Origin of the sequence: Flagellimonas onchidii (assembly GCF_004804315.1) — a bacterium.
Taxonomy (GTDB): Bacteria; Bacteroidota; Bacteroidia; order Flavobacteriales; family Flavobacteriaceae; genus Flagellimonas; species Flagellimonas onchidii.
The window spans coordinates 341,187-359,886 of the sequence record NZ_SRXX01000002.1; the positions used below are offsets into that span (position 1 = coordinate 341,187).

Genomic DNA, 18,700 nt, shown 5'->3' on the forward strand with positions numbered 1-18,700 from the left:
AAGATTAAGACTTTTCAATAAAAAACAACATAATGCAACATATTTTAGAAAAATTCAGTTTAGAAGGAAAAAAAGCGATTGTAGTTGGAGGTGCAGGTGATCTTGGAAAAGCTATGGTGGAGGCTGTTGCCCAAGCAGGGGCCCAAACTGTGGTAATTGATTTAGACAATAGAATATTCCAAATCTGTGAAGAATTTAATAATAACGGCTTGAATGTAAGCCCGATAAAAACTGATGTCAGTAAACTCTCAGAAATTAAGGATTCTTACAATACAGCCTTGGAAATATTAGGAGGTACAGTAGATATTTTGATAAACTCCGCAGGAATTCAAAGAAGATATCCAAGTGAGGATTTTCCAGAAGAAGAGTGGAATAAGGTCATTTCCATAAACTTGGATGCCACTTTTTACTATTGCAAGTACGCTGGTAATACCATGATAGAAAATGGCGGTGGAAAAATCATCAATATTGCTTCTTTGATGAGCTTTTTGGGCGGAATCACCATACCTGCATATGCCGCTTCAAAGGGTGGTGTAGGACAATTGACAAAAGCACTCTCAAATGATTGGGCGGCAAAGGGCATTTGTGTAAATGCTATTGCTCCAGGTTATATGGACACCCAATTAAATACTGCCTTAATCAATGATAAAAAGAGAACAGAGGAAGTATTTAATAGAGTTCCAATGAAAAGATGGGGCACAGGGGAAGATCTTAAAGGACTGACCGTCTTTTTGTCATCTTCCGCCAGTGATTATGTTACCGGAACTGTAATACCTGTTGATGGAGGGTATTTGGGCCGTTAACCAAACTATTGTTATTATGAAATACAACGCCTTGATTTTCCAATACATGGTTGGCAGGTAGTACTTTATCTATAAAAACTGTAGCAAAACTATTTTATTTGATGATTTGGTGGCATCAAATAATTTTGTTCTCAACTATTGTGGGGATACAGTTAAATTTCAGTTGCAAGGATTACCAATCAATGGGTCTTTTTTGGAACATCTAAAAACAAAATTTAATCGATACCCTATCGAAAAAACCACTAAACCAATAAGAAGCAATGAAATTAAGCATAATCATTCCTTTGTATAACAAGGAAAAATATATTGATCGCTGCTTAAAAAGTCTATTGGCTCAAGATTTATCTTCAAATGAATATGAAATCATAATTATAGATGATGGATCCAAGGATAGTGGAGGTCTCATTGCTCAAGACTATTCTGAGCAATATTCTAATATACATGTTTTTTTACAAGAAAATAGAGGTGTGAGTGCCACCAGAAATAGAGGTATAGAAATAGCACGGGGAAAATACGTTTATTTGATGGATGCAGACGATTATCTAGCACGAACTACCTTAGGGAACCTCTTAAATATATGTGAATCGAATAATCTAGAAATTTTAGGCTTCAACACTACATACACCGAAAATGGTAATTTAACCCGATCATCTACCGAAGACCCTAAAAACCTTTCAGTGAAAGTAGCAGATGGTGTTAGATTTATTGGAGAAAGTAGCTACAGAAATGAAGCTTGGTGGTATGTGATTGAAAGAGAGTTTTTATTGAATTCAGGTATCAAGTTCATAGAAGGTAGATTATTGGAAGACGCTATATTCACTGCGAGTCTGTTTCTAAAATCTAAGAGGATAGCTAAAGTAGACTATGACATTCACCGATTTGTAAAGGTTCAAAATTCTATACAAACCAGCACCAATACTAAACATCTTCACAAGTTCATCCACGATTTGGTTTTTGCGATTGAAGAAATTGATGGTATGATTAACAACCTAGATAGCTCTCACGAATATTATCAAAAAGTTGTGAGGGATTTTAGAAAAAAACAGCAATCCTTTGTTTTTACGCTGTTTATAAAGGTTTTTAGACATCCCTTCTTCAGCCTAAAAGAGCTTGGAAAAATACTTAAGAAACTCAAAGGCCTAAATGTTTATCCCATAAATCTCGAAACGGGTGGAATTGGGAATAAAAAAAGCCGCTTTATTTACAGCATGACTTTTGTACCCGTATTCAATAGTAGAAATCTCCTTTTTCTATGCCTAAATATTAAGAGGTTAGTTGGCCACTAATTTCCTATCGGATAGGCTTAATAACTTTCTATTGCGTTTATGCATTCATTAAAAATAAAATGACCTTTATTTTGAACCAAGGAAAAACCATAAGAGATTGTATTTCACCTAGTATTTTATCCATAAAAACGGCAACAAAACCAATTTTATTTGTCGATTCTATGATATCAATAATTTTGATTCGACCGTTATGATGACATTATTGTTTTCAAATAGAGAATATCATCAACACGCTTTTTTTTAGACCTATTTGGAATAGGAAAAATAAAAAACCAACACTCAAAAATGAACCAAATAATTTAACTAAAAATAATGAGGCTAAGTATAATTGTTCCATTGTATAACAAAGAAAAGTTTATAGAACGTTGCCTGAAAAGCCTATTGGATCAAGACATACCGTATAATGAATATGAAATTATTGTAGTTGATGACGGTTCAACAGATAGCGGTAATTCGATTGTTCAAACTTATTGCGAAAATCATGAGAACATTCATTTATTCAGTCAACAAAACCAAGGAGTAAGTGCTGCCCGTAATAAAGGCATTGAAATGGCTAAAGGAAAGTATCTCCATTTTCTAGATTCAGATGATTATATTGCTCCTAATGTTTTAAATGGTCTTCTTCAATTATGTAACATCAATAAACTTGAAATATTAGTATTTCAGAGTAAATTCGTGAAGGGAACGGAAGTGCCAAATTTTTCTACATCTCGGCCTCAGGGTTTATCCTCGGATATCTTAGATGGTCTTACATACATATCCAAACATGGAATAAGAAATTCAGCATGTTTGTATCTAATTGAAAGAAGTTTTTTGCTCTCTACTGAAATTACATTTATGGAGGGCAGGTTTATGGAAGATTCGATTTTCACCACAAGCTTGGTTTTACGAGCAAACAGAATTTCCAAAGTGGATACAGATATCCACAGATATGCTATTGTTGAAAACTCTATAACAACAACCAAAGAGTCGGCTCATGCCCTCAAATTCATTGATGATTTGGTTTTTGCAATTCAAGAAATAGATCATATGAGTAAAAGCCTGGATGGTTCGCATGTGGAATATAATAACATACTTAAAAATTTAAAAAGAAAGCAACAGTCCTATGTTTTTACATTATTTATAAAAACGTTTAGGTCTCCGAGTCTTAATTTCAAGGTTCTTAAAAAAATATTGAAGCAATTAAATGAGTTAGAAGTATATCCAATAGACCGAAAAATAGGAGGAATAGGAAACAAAAAAACCGGTCCAATTTATAATATGGTCATCGTACCAATCTTAAACAATAAAACTCTTCTTTTTTTAAGTCTTAGATTTAAAAGATTGTTTTCTCCCAGTTAATGAGGAATTTTTAAAGCACATTGAAAACACCTTCTAAAATGACCAGTAAAACCAGTTTCCCCCAGTTGTCAAAAAATATCAATCTAAGTAATCCTTATAGGGTTAAAAAATCTCTTGTCCTAAATGATTCAAACTATTGAGGAAAAAAAATACTGGGACGACTTTATCTCAAGCTTTGAGGAGTCAGATTTGTATCACACCTTCGACTATCATATGATTTCAAAAGGTGGAGATAGGCCTATATTGTTAAAATATATCCATCGAGAATGTATTATCGGCCTACCCCTGCTCATAAGAAAAATCCCTGGCTCCACTTTTTTTGATGCCACCTCAGTTTATGGATACGCGGGACCACTTTACAAAAACATTTCCATTGACTTTGACAACAAACATTTCGAAGGCGAACTTCTAGAATATTTTATTTCCAACAAAATCATTGCTGTATTTTCAAGACTCAATCCTTTTTTGCCTTTACAGCATAAGGTTCTGGGGCTTATTGGAAGCATTGAAAAAAAAGGACCGGTAGTTACCATAGACCTTAAAAAAAGCGTTGAATTACAACGAAGAGAATTTGCTAGAAGATTAAAAGGGCAACTCAATAAGGCTAGAAGATATTGCAAGGTTAAAAAAGCTACCACCGATGAAGAGTTTGAGGATTTTGTGAAAATCTATCATGAAAACATGGATCGGGTCAATGCCAAACCCATGTATTATTTTGATAATCAATATTTCAAGGTACTTGCCAAAAGCAACGGTTTTGAAACGGAAACGCTCTTGGCAGTGCATAATGAAACCAATGAAGTAATTGGTGCCAGTTTGTTCATATACAAAAACTCCGTGGTCCATTACCACTTATCTGGAACCAAAAGTGAGTATCTGCCACTGATGCCCACTAAACTCTTGATAGATGAAATGAGAATTAAGGCGACCCAAATGGGATTATCTTGTTTCAATCTTGGCGGAGGGCTGGCCAGCGCAAATGATACCCTTCTTCAATTTAAATCGTCTTTCTCAAAAGATATGAACGACTTCTATGTTTGGAAACTGGTTGTTCAACCAGAGATTTACGAAAAACTGATAGAAAAAAGTAATAATGGTACCAAAGGAGACTTTTTCCCATTATATAGATGCAATGGTGTATAATCAATAGTATAGTATGATTAAATCCAACCCATTCACCTCAACTACTTTTGTTTCTTTTTGGTCAAGACATTTCTTGCCGGACAAAAAGATTCATACTTTCAATTTTGCTAAAAATCTTTCATTCTACCAATCCAAAATCCCTGGCCTGTATATCAATTCCGGAAAAAACTTGACCAAAGGACTGGATTATGAATTGGATTCCCATTGCGGAAAAAAGGAAAAGGGAAAAACCTTCCTTGTCTATGATGTTATGGGCTATTCCAGAAAAGAAGAAGTCACTTCAAATGGTACAATGGGGCTCTATTCGGTAAAGCAGTATCCTGGATTCTTGATAGAGCTGGAAGCATACGGCACGTTGGGTGATTATATGTCCAAAACCTTCAAAAAAAGTAGCCGATATAAACTGCGTAAATACAAAAAACGTCTTGAAGAATGCTTCGAAATCTCATTTAAAGCGCATTATGGAGAAATGTCCGAGACAGAATTCAACTCTACTTTTGACCAGTTTAAGTTACTTCTTGAAAAACGTTTTGCGGAAAAGCAAATAAGCAACAATAACTTGGATTACCAAGAATGGAACTTTTATAAAGATGTGGCCTATCCTATGATACTTCAAAAAAAAGCTGCATTATTTGTATTGTACAACAACAATGAACCTATCAGTATCACATTGGCCTATTTATCTGAAAAAAGGGTATTCGACGCCATTACCGTTTTTGATACTGATTATGCCAAATTTCATCTTGGAAGTATAAAGATCATGTATTTAATTGAGTGGTGTCTGAAAAACAACTGGCCAGTTCTTGATTTTTCCAAAGGTTATTTTGATTACAAAACAAGATGGTCAAACAAAAAATTCGATTTTCATTATCATATTCTATATGACAAAAAATCACCAAAAGCGCAACTTATATCCTTCGCTCTAAAAAGCTTTTTCGAACTCAAGCAGTATTTAAGAGAGAAAAAACTCAATGAAAGTTTACATCGATTTACCTATTCGTTAAAAAACAAAAAAAAGGAAAGTATCAATTACTCCTATGTAGAATGGGATGATCAACATACAAGTAAAAACAAGCAGGTTATAGATATAAATGCTGCAGAGTTTACCGTGTTAAAAAATATTTGTTACGATTTTTTATATCTAAACCAGGAAAAAGAAAAAAACCTTAAGGTTTTTAAAGTGGGGGAAACAACCAATTTGTTCCTCTTGGAAGGGCTAGATACCAAAACGGGTGTAAAGCTAACCATCTAAACAAAATTGAAATGGGAATTACCAAAATCGTAAACTACAATTTTGCTCTTGACTTGTTCGAAAAAGGAAGCATACCTCCAATATATAGTTCTGTTCAAAATGATCGCATAGAACAACAAGAGGTAAACAACTTGCACTTATCGGATGAATCAATGTTCTCAGGTATTACAGAAGTTAAATGCATTCCTGAATTCCTGACCCCACTACCCCGTTCACTTGGCAAACCTCTTAAACTTCTTCAAATCCAAAGATTCAACGGTTATTATATCGACTTGAGCGGTTTTTCCTCTGTAGATGAGTACATTATGTCCAAAATGGGGTCAAAACGTAAGCTAACACGTTTAAAAAGGCCCTTAAAACGACTTGAAAGTTGTTTTGACATTAACTATGAAGTTTATTTTGGGGAAATCGAAGAAGGCAATTACGAATACTTGTTCAATACAATGCAGCAATTTATAAAGCAGCGGTTTGAACAACGGGGAGATGAATTTGACCCAACAATCAACCTAGATGAAATGAGAAAAAAAACCTATTCCATGATTCTGGAAAAAAAGGCTTCTCTTCACGTCATCTATAATCAATCGGATCCCATTGATATTTGTCTAAATTACCATTACCAAGATGTGCTGAACAGTGCTATCAGTTCCTATGATATCAATTACTCAAAATTCGGTTTGGGAAATATTGACATCATGAAACATCTGGAGTGGTGCATTGATAATAATTACCAAGTTTTTGACTTTATGTGGGGGGATCTACCTTACAAGCATGTATGGAGCAATAAGGTATATCGATATGGACATCATATTTTTTACGACCCAAAATCAGTAATACATAGGGTATTGGTTCCCATAAGAGTTCTGTTGTACAAATTCAAAGATTATTGGAAGTCCAAAAAAGAAAGAGGAAAGAAAAACGTTAAAAGTAGGATTGGCACAGAAAAATCGGATACGAAACCGAGGATAGAGCAGCAGGAGGTAAATCATGATGAAATTAATGGTTTGGCCTTTACCGAAATCAACATTCATTTAGAACCAAATCTTTGGTTAAGACCTTTAGTTTATGATTTTCAATATCGATATGTTGAACACGCTAAAAATATTAAGGTGCTCAAGCTATGTGACAAACAAGAAACGTATGCCGTTTTAGGTAAAACCAAGGCAATTTCAATAGTGAATCATCTGAACTAAGCATCACCAAAAATGGCTTCTAGCAATACCGAATGTTTAACCTTCCTCACTGACTTGTATTTGAAACAAGACGTTATTGCCCAGCCATATTCCTATGTTGGTCTTTCCGATGATTCAAACAACAATCTAATTGGTCGTACTTCGAAATTAAGTTCCAAAAACGGAATTTATTCCTTTACATATGTGCCCGATTATGTAAAAACCGTTATTTCGGATTCCAAAAAATGGACTGAACGAATTTTTTCTTCCGTAAACGGATATTCGATACTAATCAATGACTTCTCTTGTGTTGAAGATTATCTGCGAGCCCACCTCAAAAGTAGGCGTAAGACCATCAACCGTGCAATCAGAAGATTGGAAACCTGTTTTGACATAAGCTATAAAATGTATCAAAAAGAGATAACAAATGAAGAATATCTGTTTTTGATGAGTAGGCTAAAGGCTATGATTATAAAAAGATTTGAGCAAAGAGGTCAGGAGAGTGAAAACATAGCAAGTTGGGATAAAGTACTTTCCTCCTCATTTGAATTAATGAAACAGGGAAAAGCATCCATATTTGTTATATACGACCGGAGCGAACCTATCGAAATCTCTTTCAATTATAACTACGACACCATTTTGTTCAGTTATATTTCTTCATACGATATTGACTATGCCAAATTTAGTCTTGGACAAGTAGAAATTTATAAACAACTAGAGTGGTGCATCAACAACGGTTATCAGCGATTTGAAATGGGCTGGGGAGACATGGGCTATAAAAGGCAATGGTCCAATGGAAAATACCAATTTCACCACCATATATTATATCCCAAATATTCTATCGTTGGTTATCTCTACGCGAACTTTAAAGGCAACAGATCAAGTATTTTAGCGTTTCTTATTTCCAAGGGGGTCAATACCCATTGGAATAACCTCAAAAAGAAACTAAAAAAAGAACCCGAAACAGTTCGCTTAGATTCAACATATACATTTGAAAAAATAACCATTCCCCTTGAAGAAACATTGGAACAAATCGATCTAGGACAAAAAAATCTTGCAATTACCAAACAAATCATTAATGATTTTCTTTTTCTGACTCAAGAATGTTCAGATGATGTATCATTATACCACTCCTCTTCAAAGGATTTATATGTATTAAAAGGTAAAAAGGCTCAAAGAGCTGTTCTAATCAATCCTGTAAATAAATAATACATGTTATTTAATTCGATAGAATTTCTCTTTTTTCTTCCTTTGGTATTTTGCCTTTACTGGTTTGCTTTCAAAAAAGATGTCACCATTCAAAACATTTTCTTGATTTTTGCCAGTTATATCTTTTATGGCTGGTGGGATTGGCGGTTTCTTTTACTGATTTTCTTGAGTACAGTTGTCGATTTTTTTGTTGGTCAGAAGATTTATCAGAATATAGATGCCAAAAAAAAGGCTAGATATTGGCTATGGGTAAGCATGGCTTTCAATATTGGAATGCTGGGATATTTCAAATACAGTAATTTCTTTGTCAATTCTTTTATCGACATGTTCTCGACCATGGGTTACGAGATAAAAAGTACATGGACTTTAAATGTGATTCTTCCTGTCGGAATCTCTTTTTACACCTTTCAAACCATGTCATATTCCTTTGACATTTACTACAAAAAACTAACTCCTAGCAGGAATTTCATTGCTTTTACCTCATTTGTTTCGTTCTTTCCGCAATTGGTTGCAGGGCCAATCGAAAGGGCCTCTAATCTATTGTCACAAATCGTCAATAGACGCTCCTTTAACTATGCCCAAGCCACTGGAGGTATAAAACTTATTCTATGGGGCCTTTTTAAAAAGATGGTCATAGCAGATTCCCTTGCCCCAATTGTAGACGATATTTTTGCCAATTATGGTACTTATCCAGCTTCCACCCTTGTTCTTGGTGTTTGTTTGTTCAGTTTTCAAGTGTACGGGGATTTTAGTGGATATTCGGATATTGCCATAGGTACTGCCAAACTTTTTGGTATTGAACTTATGTCCAATTTTAAATTTCCAAATTTTTCCAGGAATGTGGCCGAGTATTGGCAACGATGGCATGTTTCCCTGTCAACCTGGTTTAGGCACTACCTTTATATACCCATGGGTGGTTCTCGGGTAAGCAAGGCCAAGTCAGTAAGAAACATTATTGTGATTTTTCTAGTGAGTGGTTTTTGGCATGGAGCAAACTGGACCTTTATCTTCTGGGGAGGACTTCATGCTTTATTTTATATTCCTGTTTTTTTGATGGGGAGAAACCGAATGTATGCTGATAATGTTGTAGGGGAAAAAACCCTCTTCCCTACCCCAATTGAAATCCTTCAGGTGCTCTTAACCTTTGCACTGGTTACCTTTTCAAGAATTTTCTTTAGGTCCCCTACGCTTACAGATTCCTTTCAATATATGAGCAGAATCGCATCCAACTTTACATACGAGCCCTATACTCACCCTATGGGTTATCGAATGGTGGACTTTTACATCTTGCTGGCCCTTTTTGTGGTTTATGAGTATTTGATTCGAAAGGATGAGCGAAATCCGTTCAAGTTCAAATCAAAAATTGTGCGTTTCTTATTATATACTGTAGTTATTTTGACCATGTTTCTATTTTACGATGATGGTGTAAACAGGTCATTTATCTACTTTCAATTTTAGGGATATGAAAAAGTTCTTTATAAAAATAGTATGGTATACCTTCCTTGTCCTTTTGGTTTTGGAGGTATTGGTAAGGGTTTTCCATCTATATACCGAAGATCCTCCGCGTTTCATTGACGAACTAAATGTTGAAAAACGTGTTCCAGGTCACAATGGTTATACAGTAACGGGTAATAGAAATCAAAATTTTTCCGAATTTAATATAAATGATGCCGGGTTTAATTCGCATAGGGAATTCACGCCATCTAAGGCAAAATATGAAATAGCAATTATCGGAGATTCATTTATTGAAGGCTTTCATCAGGATTATTATGACTCCACCGGAAAGAAAATAGAAAAAATCTTGGATAGTGTTGAAGTATATGAATATGGATATGCAGGTTATGATTTGGCCAATCAGATGCACTTGATTCATGCTTATAAAGAAGATTTTGAGCTTATAGATAAAATCATTATCTACTTAAATTACGAAAGTGATTTGGAAAGAGGTGAGTACGAGCCAAATTTTGGGCGTATAGCCATGTTATCATCTATGGTATTCAAAATAAGAGATAATATAAAGCTTTTGGCTTATGGGTCCAAAATTGGGGTTCTAGAACCTATAAAGAAACTGGTTGGAGGTCAGGATTTTGAAGATACCACCGACGATTTGGAAATAACAAAAGGAAAGATAGAGGAATCTAATATATCCCTTGACCTAGATCAGGAGTATTTGAAAAATTTCAAAAGCCTTGTTAAACTATACGGTTTTGCCAAATGTAAAACCGTAATATTATTGGATTCAAGAAAAACCAGTAAACTATTTTTAGATTATTGTGATGATAATGGCATCCAGTATATCGATTTTGCTTCAACGTTCGAAAGTACATCAAAGCCGGTTACCCTAATTTACGATTGGCATTGGAACAACCACGGAAGGGAACTGATTGCCCAGTTTATAGCGGATTACGTTAAGACCGAAAAGAAACCGGTAAACTGTAAATAAGCAGTAACCAAAGACGTACTAGGCCAAAGAAAGTATTAGTAGGAGTAATAAAGGGGGCCAAATACCATATACTTTGAGAACTTATTTCCCATTAAAATCAACATTACAATCATTGCCAAGAATATCCCGAGTACTTTTAAGTATTTTTTATTTGGAGGTAAGTTCTCGGTTCATACATTTTAAATAAAATGTATTAGGCCTGCAGATTTCTTTTTAGAAGTAATCCATTCAATATAATGGCTTCTCAAAAACATCCAAATCGAATACCATACCTTTAAAAATGCCACAAAAAAACCTTATTGTCCAATAATTGGACAATAAGGCTTATATCGAAGCTCTTAAGAATCTAAACTATTAACCTTAATAAAAACGTCCGGTTACATTCCGCCTGTTCAATCTATTTATAAAATCGTACCTTAAAAAGACTTCGAAAGAACCATCATTGAATTGGTTGCTTCCCAATGTTGTAGTTTCAACATCATAAGCCAGTCCTACCAAGAATTTTTCCGCAAATTTCACCCCGAAGAGAGCGCTGACCGCAGAGTCCAACCGGTATGCCGCCCCAACAGAAAACTTATCATTAAAAGTGAGTTTTGTGGTCAAATCAAACTGAAGAGGTCCCCCACTTACTGCCTTCAACAAAAAACCAGGGTTCAATACAAGGTCGGAATTCAAGTCAAATTGGTAGCCGGAAATTAGATAAAAATTCATTCTTTCCTTAGCAAGAAAAGAGGTGCCATTCGCCGAATTATCAAAATGCTCCGTTTCTAGAAGACTTGGAACAGAAAGACCAGCATAGAATTTTTCTTGATAATAATATACCCCTACTCCTACATTTGGCGAGAACTTACTATCAATATTAGGTAAATTCGTCTCAACGCCATAATTTACTAGGCGTGTAAAGTCTACATTCAAGAAGTCTCCTCCGACATTCAAACCAAAGGCCAAGCTACCATACTGAGAAGCCGGAATGGTATATGAAAGGGCCAAATCAAAATAAGTTTCCTGTACCGTACCGTCCCCTATATTATCATTAACAACAGATAAACCTATCCCTAATCTTTCTGACAAGGGACTCTGTATGCTCAGCGTTTGGGTTTCAGGGGCACCATCCAGACCTATCCACTGTGATCGATGTAAAGCCGCAATACTTAAAACATTTCCTGCTCCAGCATAAGCGGGATTTACGACAATGGTGTTCAACATATACTGCGTATACTGTGGGTCTTGTTGGGCAGTAGCTAACTTAATCATGCCCACGGCCGCTACTATTGCAATTATTATGGATTTCTTCATTGTAAGTATATCTTAAGTTTTTTTATTGATTGATATATAAATATCCTGTGGCGTTTCTACGTTCTCCCTCATCAACATATTTTATGATGTAGAAGTATACTCCTGCAGGAAGTACATTTCCTTTATTCAACGAGGTTCCCGTATTTGCAATTCCTCTAAAAGCATTGGAATTGTTATCATAGTTTTCTGTCTTAAATACTGGTGTACCCCATCGATTGATTATTTCCACACTGTTATTTGAAAACAATTCAATGTTATCTATTCTGAAGAAGTCATTGGTACCGTCTCCATCAGGAGTAATAATTGAATTTCCAATTTCAACTCCACAGATTGTACCTTGTGGTGGTGTTCCACCATCTGAATCACAAGGATCCAATGGGTCAGTATTATCAGAAACCTCTTCGCCATCCTGAATAGTATCGCCATCTGAATCTGGGTTATCCGGATCAGTTCCTAAATTAGTTTCATCTTCATCGCTCAAACCATCGTTATCTCTGTCACAGAATGAATCAGGAAGTGGCGTTCCTCCTACAGAATCACAATCTTCAAAAGGATTAGTTCCATCAGAAACCTCTTGGCCATCATTAATAGTATCACCATCGGTATCAGCATTATAGACTTCCGTTCCTAACGTCAATTCTTCACTGTTTGTAAGGCCATCACCATCACAATCGGCCGCTGCCCATATGGCATTGGCGGAATCATAGCCCGTGTAGCCCACACTTTGAACAGGGTCGCAAGGGTCGTTCGGATCCGTACCGTTGTTTGCTTCTAAATCATCATCAATACCATCACCATCGGTGTCACTTGATGGTTCATAGGGGTCAGTCCCATTGGTGTCCTCGTCGCCATTGACAACCCCATCGCCATCGCAATCGGCCGCCGCCCATATGGCATTGGCTGAATCATAGCCCGTGTAGCCCGCACCTTGGACAGGGTCGCAGGGGTCGTTCAAGTCCGTACCATCATTGGTCTCATTATCATCATCAATGCCATCGCCATCGGTATCACCAGAGGCTTGGTAAGGATCAGTACCATTGGTGTCCTCGTCGCCATTGACCACCCCATCGCCATCACAATCGGCCGCTGCCCATATGGCATTGGCAGAATCATAGCCCGTATAGCCAGCACTTTGGACAGGGTCACAGGGATCGTTCAGATCCGTGCCGTTATTTACTTCGTTGTTATCATCAATGCCATCGCCGTCAGTATCACCAGAGGCTTGGTAAGGATCCGTGCCGTTGGTGGCCTCGTCGCCGTTGACCACCCCATCGCTATCACAATCGGCCGCCGCCCAGATGGCATTGGCGGAATCATAGCCCGTATAGCCAGCACTTTGGGCAGGGTCGCAGGGGTCGTTCAGGTCCGTACCGTCATTGGTCTCGTTGTCATCATCAATGCCATCACCGTCGGTATCGACCAGTAGATAGGGATCCGTCCCGTTGGTAACTTCAATGCTATTGATCAGGCCATCGCCATCACAATCTGCCGCTGCCCATATCGCGTTGGCGGAATCGTAGCCCGTATAGCCGGCTGCCTGCACGGGAAGACAGGGGTCAAGGGCCTCTGCCGCTAAAGCCTCCAAATTGTCGGCAACCCCGTCGCCATCTGTGTCCGTGTTATAAGGATCTGTGGCATTGGTAACCTCGTCACCGTTCAATATCGTGTCCCCATCACAGTCCCCGGCTGCCCATATCGCGTTGGCGGCATCGTAGCCCGTATAGCCGGCTGCCTGCACGGGAAGACAGGGGTCTAAAGAATTTGCTCCATCCGTTATATTTATTACACCATCTCCATCGTCATCGCATTCATTAGAAGTTACCGAGGCATTTATACTGCTTACATCCGCTTGTCCAGCACCGGCAATTGTTGGAATACCATTTAAATCTACCGTATCACCTAAACTATCTTGGGCATCTAAATCGCCCAATGTGAAACCACCATCTCCTTCTAAAGCATCGGGACAAGTATCGGCATCACTATCGCTATCAAAATGATCGGCCAAAGTATCATTATCGTTATCCCTATATGCACATGACCATGAAAGGTCAGAAATCAATATTGCAGTAAACTCCGAAAAGGAAGTTGCATCTGCATTCGTGAACTCAATAACAATTTGATCAACCGGCTGCCCAATGTTAAAAATAACATCTCCATCTGTGGTATTGCTAAAAGGAACCAATTGAAGTCCTTGAAATACGCCACCTCCTAAATCACTAACAAAAGCTGGATTTGGAACCGTATAATCTGTGCCATTGACAAGAGCAATATTTTGCGACTCATTAGAGGCGGTTACTGTTACTTGATCAATAAAATCATTTGTTGGGTCAGTATTCAAATCTATATCTACAACCGAAAAACTTAGTCCTGTAACGGGTCTATCAAAACTTATGGTATAAACTATACTAGTTCCTATCAATTCGTCTGCCAACGCATTGATAAGCAATCCATCTGTACCATTAAATCCAGTACCTTCAGTTACGTCAAGTCCAGGGTTACCAACAAAATCAGTACCAGTATTGGTAACTGTTACTTCGGTAGCGTTAATAGTGGTAGTTACGTTTATCTCAGCCTCGTCACCAGGGTCACCGGTTCCAGTCCACACAGGAACTCCCCAGATAAGATCTGAAGCTGTACAATCATATTCATTAATGTCCAAAATACCGTCGTTATCATCGTCAGAATCCGCATTATTAAGGATTCCATCACCATCATAGTCTTCGGTATTTGCTGTTTGGGCAAATGCACTAGTACCTATAATAAGTAAGAGAAAGGTAGTTAGAACAAATTGCTTTTTTTTAAAAATCGAATAAATCATCTGGCTATTAGTTTTAACAAAATTTTTCGGTTAATAAATATATCGTTTCCAAATTCATTTTTTAATGATTTTGTAATGAGTTATTGAATTTAAGGTGGTTACAACTAAAAAATAAACCCCTTTAGATAGTTGAGCAACATTTATCTTTACATATCCTTGACTGTCAGATTCCAAATTTTGGCTTATTGCCCTAGTCCCATTTATATCAAAAACATTCAATTGAACTTTTTCGTAGGCCTGCCCGCCAACATAAACAGTTAAATCTTTGTCATCAATTGGATTAGGATAAACATAACCCTTCTTACCTAGGACAATAACCTTCTCAAAAGTACCTTGACAGATTAGGTCGGTGCTTATTTTAATCTTGTTCTCAATAGTGGTACTAAGGGTTAACGTAACCTTGTTTTCGGTAGTTTCATAAACCTTTCCGTTTAGTTCAATTGTATAGGAATCAGAGCCGGAAAGCTCCATGTCTACCTGATTTTCTAATCCAGTCATATTCAACTCTACACCAAGAGGTTCTGGTTCCGAAACAATCAAGTTGTAGCATTGCTCGTAACCGCTGACATTCTTTATGCTGATGCATAATGTGTAACTATCAGCAGGTAAGTCATTAAAGAACAAATCTTTAGTAAATTCAACATTCCCAGCTTCACCTCCATTACTATTTGTAAGAACAGCAACGTAGTTCATAGTTTTTTCTGCACTTACTTCTATTTGGGCATTTTCACTACCCACACAGGATGTGCCGATAGTCTTTACTTTAAAGTTTTCGGCTCCCAAAGAAATCTCACAACCATCAGTATCCACTATAGCGCCGTTAGAAGTATCTTCACAAATATCCTCTTCGTTGGGTACTCCATCGTTATCAATATCTAAGTCACAAGCATCTCCGATACCATCTTGGTCAAAATCTTCTTGTCCCGGATTGTACGTTGTTGGACAATTGTCATTTTCATTTGTAATACCATCATTGTCTTCGTCATTCTGAATGGTGTATTCATATGGGTCAGTCCCACTCTCATACTCATCTCTATTAGAAAGGCTGTCACCATCACAATCGGCCACTGCCCATATGGCATTGGCGGAATCATAGCCCGTATAGCCAGCACTTTGGACAGGGTCACAGGGGTCGTTCAGATCCGTACCGTCATTGGTCTCGTTGTCATCATCAATACCATCGCCGTCGGTATCACCAGAGGCTTGGTAAGGATCCGTCCCATTGGTGGCCTCATCGCCATTGACAACCCCATCGCCATCACAATCGGCCGCCGCCCATATGGCATTGGCGGAATCATAACCCGTATAGCCCGCACCTTGGACAGGGTCGCAGGGGTCGTTCAAGTCCGTACCGTCATTGGTCTCGTTGTCATCATCAATGCCATCACCGTCGGTATCGACCAGTAGATAGGGATCCGTCCCGTTGGTAACTTCAACGCTATTGATCAGGCCATCGCCATCACAATCTGCCGCTGCCCATATCGCGTTGGCGGCATCGTAGCCCGTATAGCCGGCTGCCTGCACGGGAAGACAGGGGTCAAGGGCCTCTGCCGCTGAAGCCTCCAAATTGTCGGCAACCCCGTCGCCATCGGTATCATCATAAACACTTATAAGTACCGTATCGGAATAGCCGCCATCATCTGTTGTAACAGTTATGGTAGCCGATCCAGATGAAATTGTACTTACTAATCCGTTGTTTACAGTAGCTACCGATAAATTATCACTCGTCCATACTAGCGATTGATTGGTAGCATTGTTCGGGACTACAGTTGCAGTCAATGAAACAGATTCTCCCGTTATCAAGCTTACCATGTTTGAGGATAAATTCACTCCCGTAACAGCAATATTTGTTGTCAATGGGTCTGGAACAGCTCCACCATTAATAAAATATGCTGCCCTAGTCCTCATAAACTCTGAAAGTAAATCCTCTCCCAAAACAGAGGGGTGTACTCCGTCAAAACCAGCTGCGCCTACATCAAAATATGTTAGGTAATTTGTTCTCGTGAAATTGTATAAATCAACTATGGGATTACCATCTATATTGATTTGGGAAGGTGTGTTGGCCAATATTTTTGGAATCAAAATGTCCTGATTATATGGTAAACTTCCCAACGATTCGTTGTTATAAATATCTTCTGCAATATCATAGGTTCGAAACGTAATTGGCATAATAATTACATCCTCTTTCCGAGTTTGCCCGATAGCCGTAATCAGTGCGTCATAATCATCACTAATATTTTGAAGTTGTGTTGCTGTCGCAGTATTATAAGGTCTTGTATCGGTAACATTGTTTCCTCCAATATGTACCATAAACAGGGTATTGGAGGTATGGGTATTCATAGCAGTTTCCAAAACGCTAATGATGTCATTTATGTTTGAACCCCCAAATCCATATCCATATACATCTACATCAACACCGCTCGCCTTCCATTCTGTCGTCCTTGCTGAATTTGGTGTATTTAAGTCCCTTCCATATACCTGTTCCATTATTGAAGCGCCTACAACCACTACCTTGTCGTACTGAGAATAAATAGAGGACGAAAAAATAAACAGAAGAAGAAGAAGAAGTACTATTTTACCAAATACTTGTTTTCTCATATAGCATCAAAAGTGTTATCTATGGTTGACTGGCATCGTAACAAATGTACTGGACATTAGTAATACTTTTAGTTAAGTTTGACAATTACAAACTCCGACCTTCTATTCTTTCCATGTTTCTCCTCCGGGCAGTTAACGCCATCTTCACACTCGTTGGTCAATCTTGTCTCACCAAATGCATCATTTTTTATTCTGTCTTGGGTGATGCCCTTGGACAAGATATAGTTCATCGTTCTTTCAGCTCGTCTTTCAGATAGCCATTGGTTGTACTTTTTTGTACCTCGTGAATCTGTATGGGCACTTACCTTAATAACCAAACTAGGAGTATTTTCCATTATACCAACTAATTTGTCCAAAACTTCTTTGTCATTAGCAGTTAAATATGACGAGTTAAGTTTGAAATAGACATTAGATAATTTATCAATCTCGTTTCTAATTTTAGCAAGTCTAGCCTCTTCAGCTTCCTTTTTTGCCTTTTCTGCTGCAGCCAATCGTGCTGTTTCTTTTTCTTTTTCCAATCTCTCAGCCAACAAACGAGCCTCCTCATCGGCCTTTTGTTTGGCCGCAATTGAATCTTGTATACGCTGCTGTTCTTCTAACAGTGCTAGTTTTTCCTCGCCTTTTCTGGATAATCCTTTTTTGACATTAAATCTATATGCTACACCGAGTGCATGCTGAATATGATTTGTTGCATTTTCCGTATTCATGGCCCATTTACCAGTGGTGCTAAAATCCAATCCCCAATGATCAGAAAACCAAGTTCTGAATCCCGCTAAAGCATTATAAGTTCCTCGACCCTGATTATTGGCATCGGTATATCCTGCTCCGACCCCTACATAAGGATCAAAGAAACCTGTTTCACCTAAAATCATATTTAAATCATAGCTAATCCTAAAGTCCAGCCCATAATAATCTACATCAGCTGGGATAGCTTCTCCATCCACAATTTTCCCTTCTTTATATTTATTATAGGTGGCAACTGCTTCCAAACCAAGACCGTTCTCAAAGTAACGACCTATACTGGCGCGTGAGGGGTGAGGTACTGTATGCCAATGCCATCCGTCACTAAAGTCGAATAGACTACCAAAGGCATCTCCAGAATCATCAACGAAATTTGTTCCTAAACTGACCAACCAATAGCTTTTTACAATGCTATCTTTTTTTGTCAACTGTACTTCTTGTCCTGTAGAACTAAGGGAAGTTAATAAAACAAGTACCGCTATAAGAGGCTTTAGGCGTATCATGCTAATAAGATTTGAGGTTCTTTCCTACACAAATCTAATTTTAACCCTCTTAAATTGTTGGCTTTGTACTTTGAAGTGCTCTTATTTTCGATAAGAAG

The 18,700-nt window shown here is 37.7% G+C and carries 13 protein-coding genes; 9 read left to right on the plus strand and 4 right to left on the minus strand.

Features of this window, described 5'->3' with window-relative positions; translation table 11 throughout:
• Positions 1 to 32 precede the first annotated feature (32 nt).
• The 9 genes from E4661_RS03595 to E4661_RS03635 all read left to right on the plus strand — a co-directional run bounded on the left by E4661_RS03595 (position 33) and on the right by E4661_RS03635 (position 10,646).
• Entirely contained in the window at positions 33 to 803 is a 771-nt protein-coding gene (locus tag E4661_RS03595; RefSeq protein WP_136465448.1) for an SDR family oxidoreductase, read from the plus strand.
• Positions 804 to 1,063: 260 nt separating this feature from the next.
• Positions 1,064 to 2,089, plus strand: a complete 1,026-nt coding sequence (locus tag E4661_RS03600) for a glycosyltransferase (RefSeq protein WP_136465449.1) — start codon at positions 1,064 to 1,066, stop codon at positions 2,087 to 2,089.
• Positions 2,090 to 2,401: 312 nt separating this feature from the next.
• Positions 2,402 to 3,430, plus strand: a complete 1,029-nt coding sequence (locus E4661_RS03605; protein ID WP_136465450.1) for a glycosyltransferase — start codon at positions 2,402 to 2,404, stop codon at positions 3,428 to 3,430.
• A 123-nt stretch (positions 3,431 to 3,553) separates the two neighbouring features.
• On the plus strand, positions 3,554 to 4,573 hold the full coding sequence (locus E4661_RS03610; protein ID WP_136465451.1) for a peptidoglycan bridge formation glycyltransferase FemA/FemB family protein: 1,020 nt from the start codon (positions 3,554 to 3,556) through the stop codon (positions 4,571 to 4,573).
• A 13-nt stretch (positions 4,574 to 4,586) separates the two neighbouring features.
• A complete protein-coding gene (locus tag E4661_RS03615; protein WP_136465452.1) occupies positions 4,587 to 5,825 on the plus strand; it encodes a GNAT family N-acetyltransferase in 1,239 nt (412 codons plus the stop codon).
• Positions 5,826 to 5,836: 11 nt separating this feature from the next.
• Positions 5,837 to 7,015 carry a GNAT family N-acetyltransferase gene (locus E4661_RS03620; RefSeq protein ID WP_136465453.1) on the plus strand — a complete coding sequence of 393 codons (1,179 nt, stop codon included), beginning with the start codon at positions 5,837 to 5,839 and terminating at the stop codon, positions 7,013 to 7,015.
• A 12-nt stretch (positions 7,016 to 7,027) separates the two neighbouring features.
• Entirely contained in the window at positions 7,028 to 8,203 is a 1,176-nt protein-coding gene (locus tag E4661_RS03625; protein ID WP_136465454.1) for a GNAT family N-acetyltransferase, read from the plus strand.
• Positions 8,204 to 8,206: 3 nt separating this feature from the next.
• A complete protein-coding gene (locus tag E4661_RS03630) occupies positions 8,207 to 9,661 on the plus strand; it encodes an MBOAT family O-acyltransferase (RefSeq protein WP_136465455.1) in 1,455 nt (484 codons plus the stop codon).
• 4 nt (positions 9,662 to 9,665) lie between these two features.
• A complete protein-coding gene (locus E4661_RS03635) occupies positions 9,666 to 10,646 on the plus strand; it encodes a hypothetical protein (RefSeq protein ID WP_136465456.1) in 981 nt (326 codons plus the stop codon).
• A gap of 360 nt (positions 10,647 to 11,006) precedes the next feature.
• Here the strand turns inward: E4661_RS03635 and E4661_RS03640 are convergent, their stop codons facing one another.
• The 4 genes from E4661_RS03640 to E4661_RS03655 all read right to left on the minus strand — a co-directional run bounded on the left by E4661_RS03640 (position 11,007) and on the right by E4661_RS03655 (position 18,602).
• A complete protein-coding gene (locus tag E4661_RS03640; RefSeq protein ID WP_136465457.1) occupies positions 11,007 to 11,942 on the minus strand; it encodes a PorP/SprF family type IX secretion system membrane protein in 936 nt (311 codons plus the stop codon).
• Positions 11,943 to 11,964: 22 nt separating this feature from the next.
• On the minus strand, positions 11,965 to 14,760 hold the full coding sequence (locus E4661_RS03645) for a T9SS type B sorting domain-containing protein (RefSeq protein WP_136465458.1): 2,796 nt from the start codon (positions 14,758 to 14,760) through the stop codon (positions 11,965 to 11,967).
• Positions 14,761 to 14,814: 54 nt separating this feature from the next.
• Positions 14,815 to 17,358 (minus strand): Ig-like domain-containing protein, encoded by a 2,544-nt coding sequence (locus E4661_RS03650; RefSeq protein ID WP_136465459.1) that lies wholly within the window; start codon positions 17,356 to 17,358, stop codon positions 14,815 to 14,817.
• Between the two features lie 68 nt (positions 17,359 to 17,426).
• Positions 17,427 to 18,602 carry an OmpA family protein gene (locus tag E4661_RS03655; protein WP_136465460.1) on the minus strand — a complete coding sequence of 392 codons (1,176 nt, stop codon included), beginning with the start codon at positions 18,600 to 18,602 and terminating at the stop codon, positions 17,427 to 17,429.
• Positions 18,603 to 18,700: the final 98 nt, after the last annotated feature.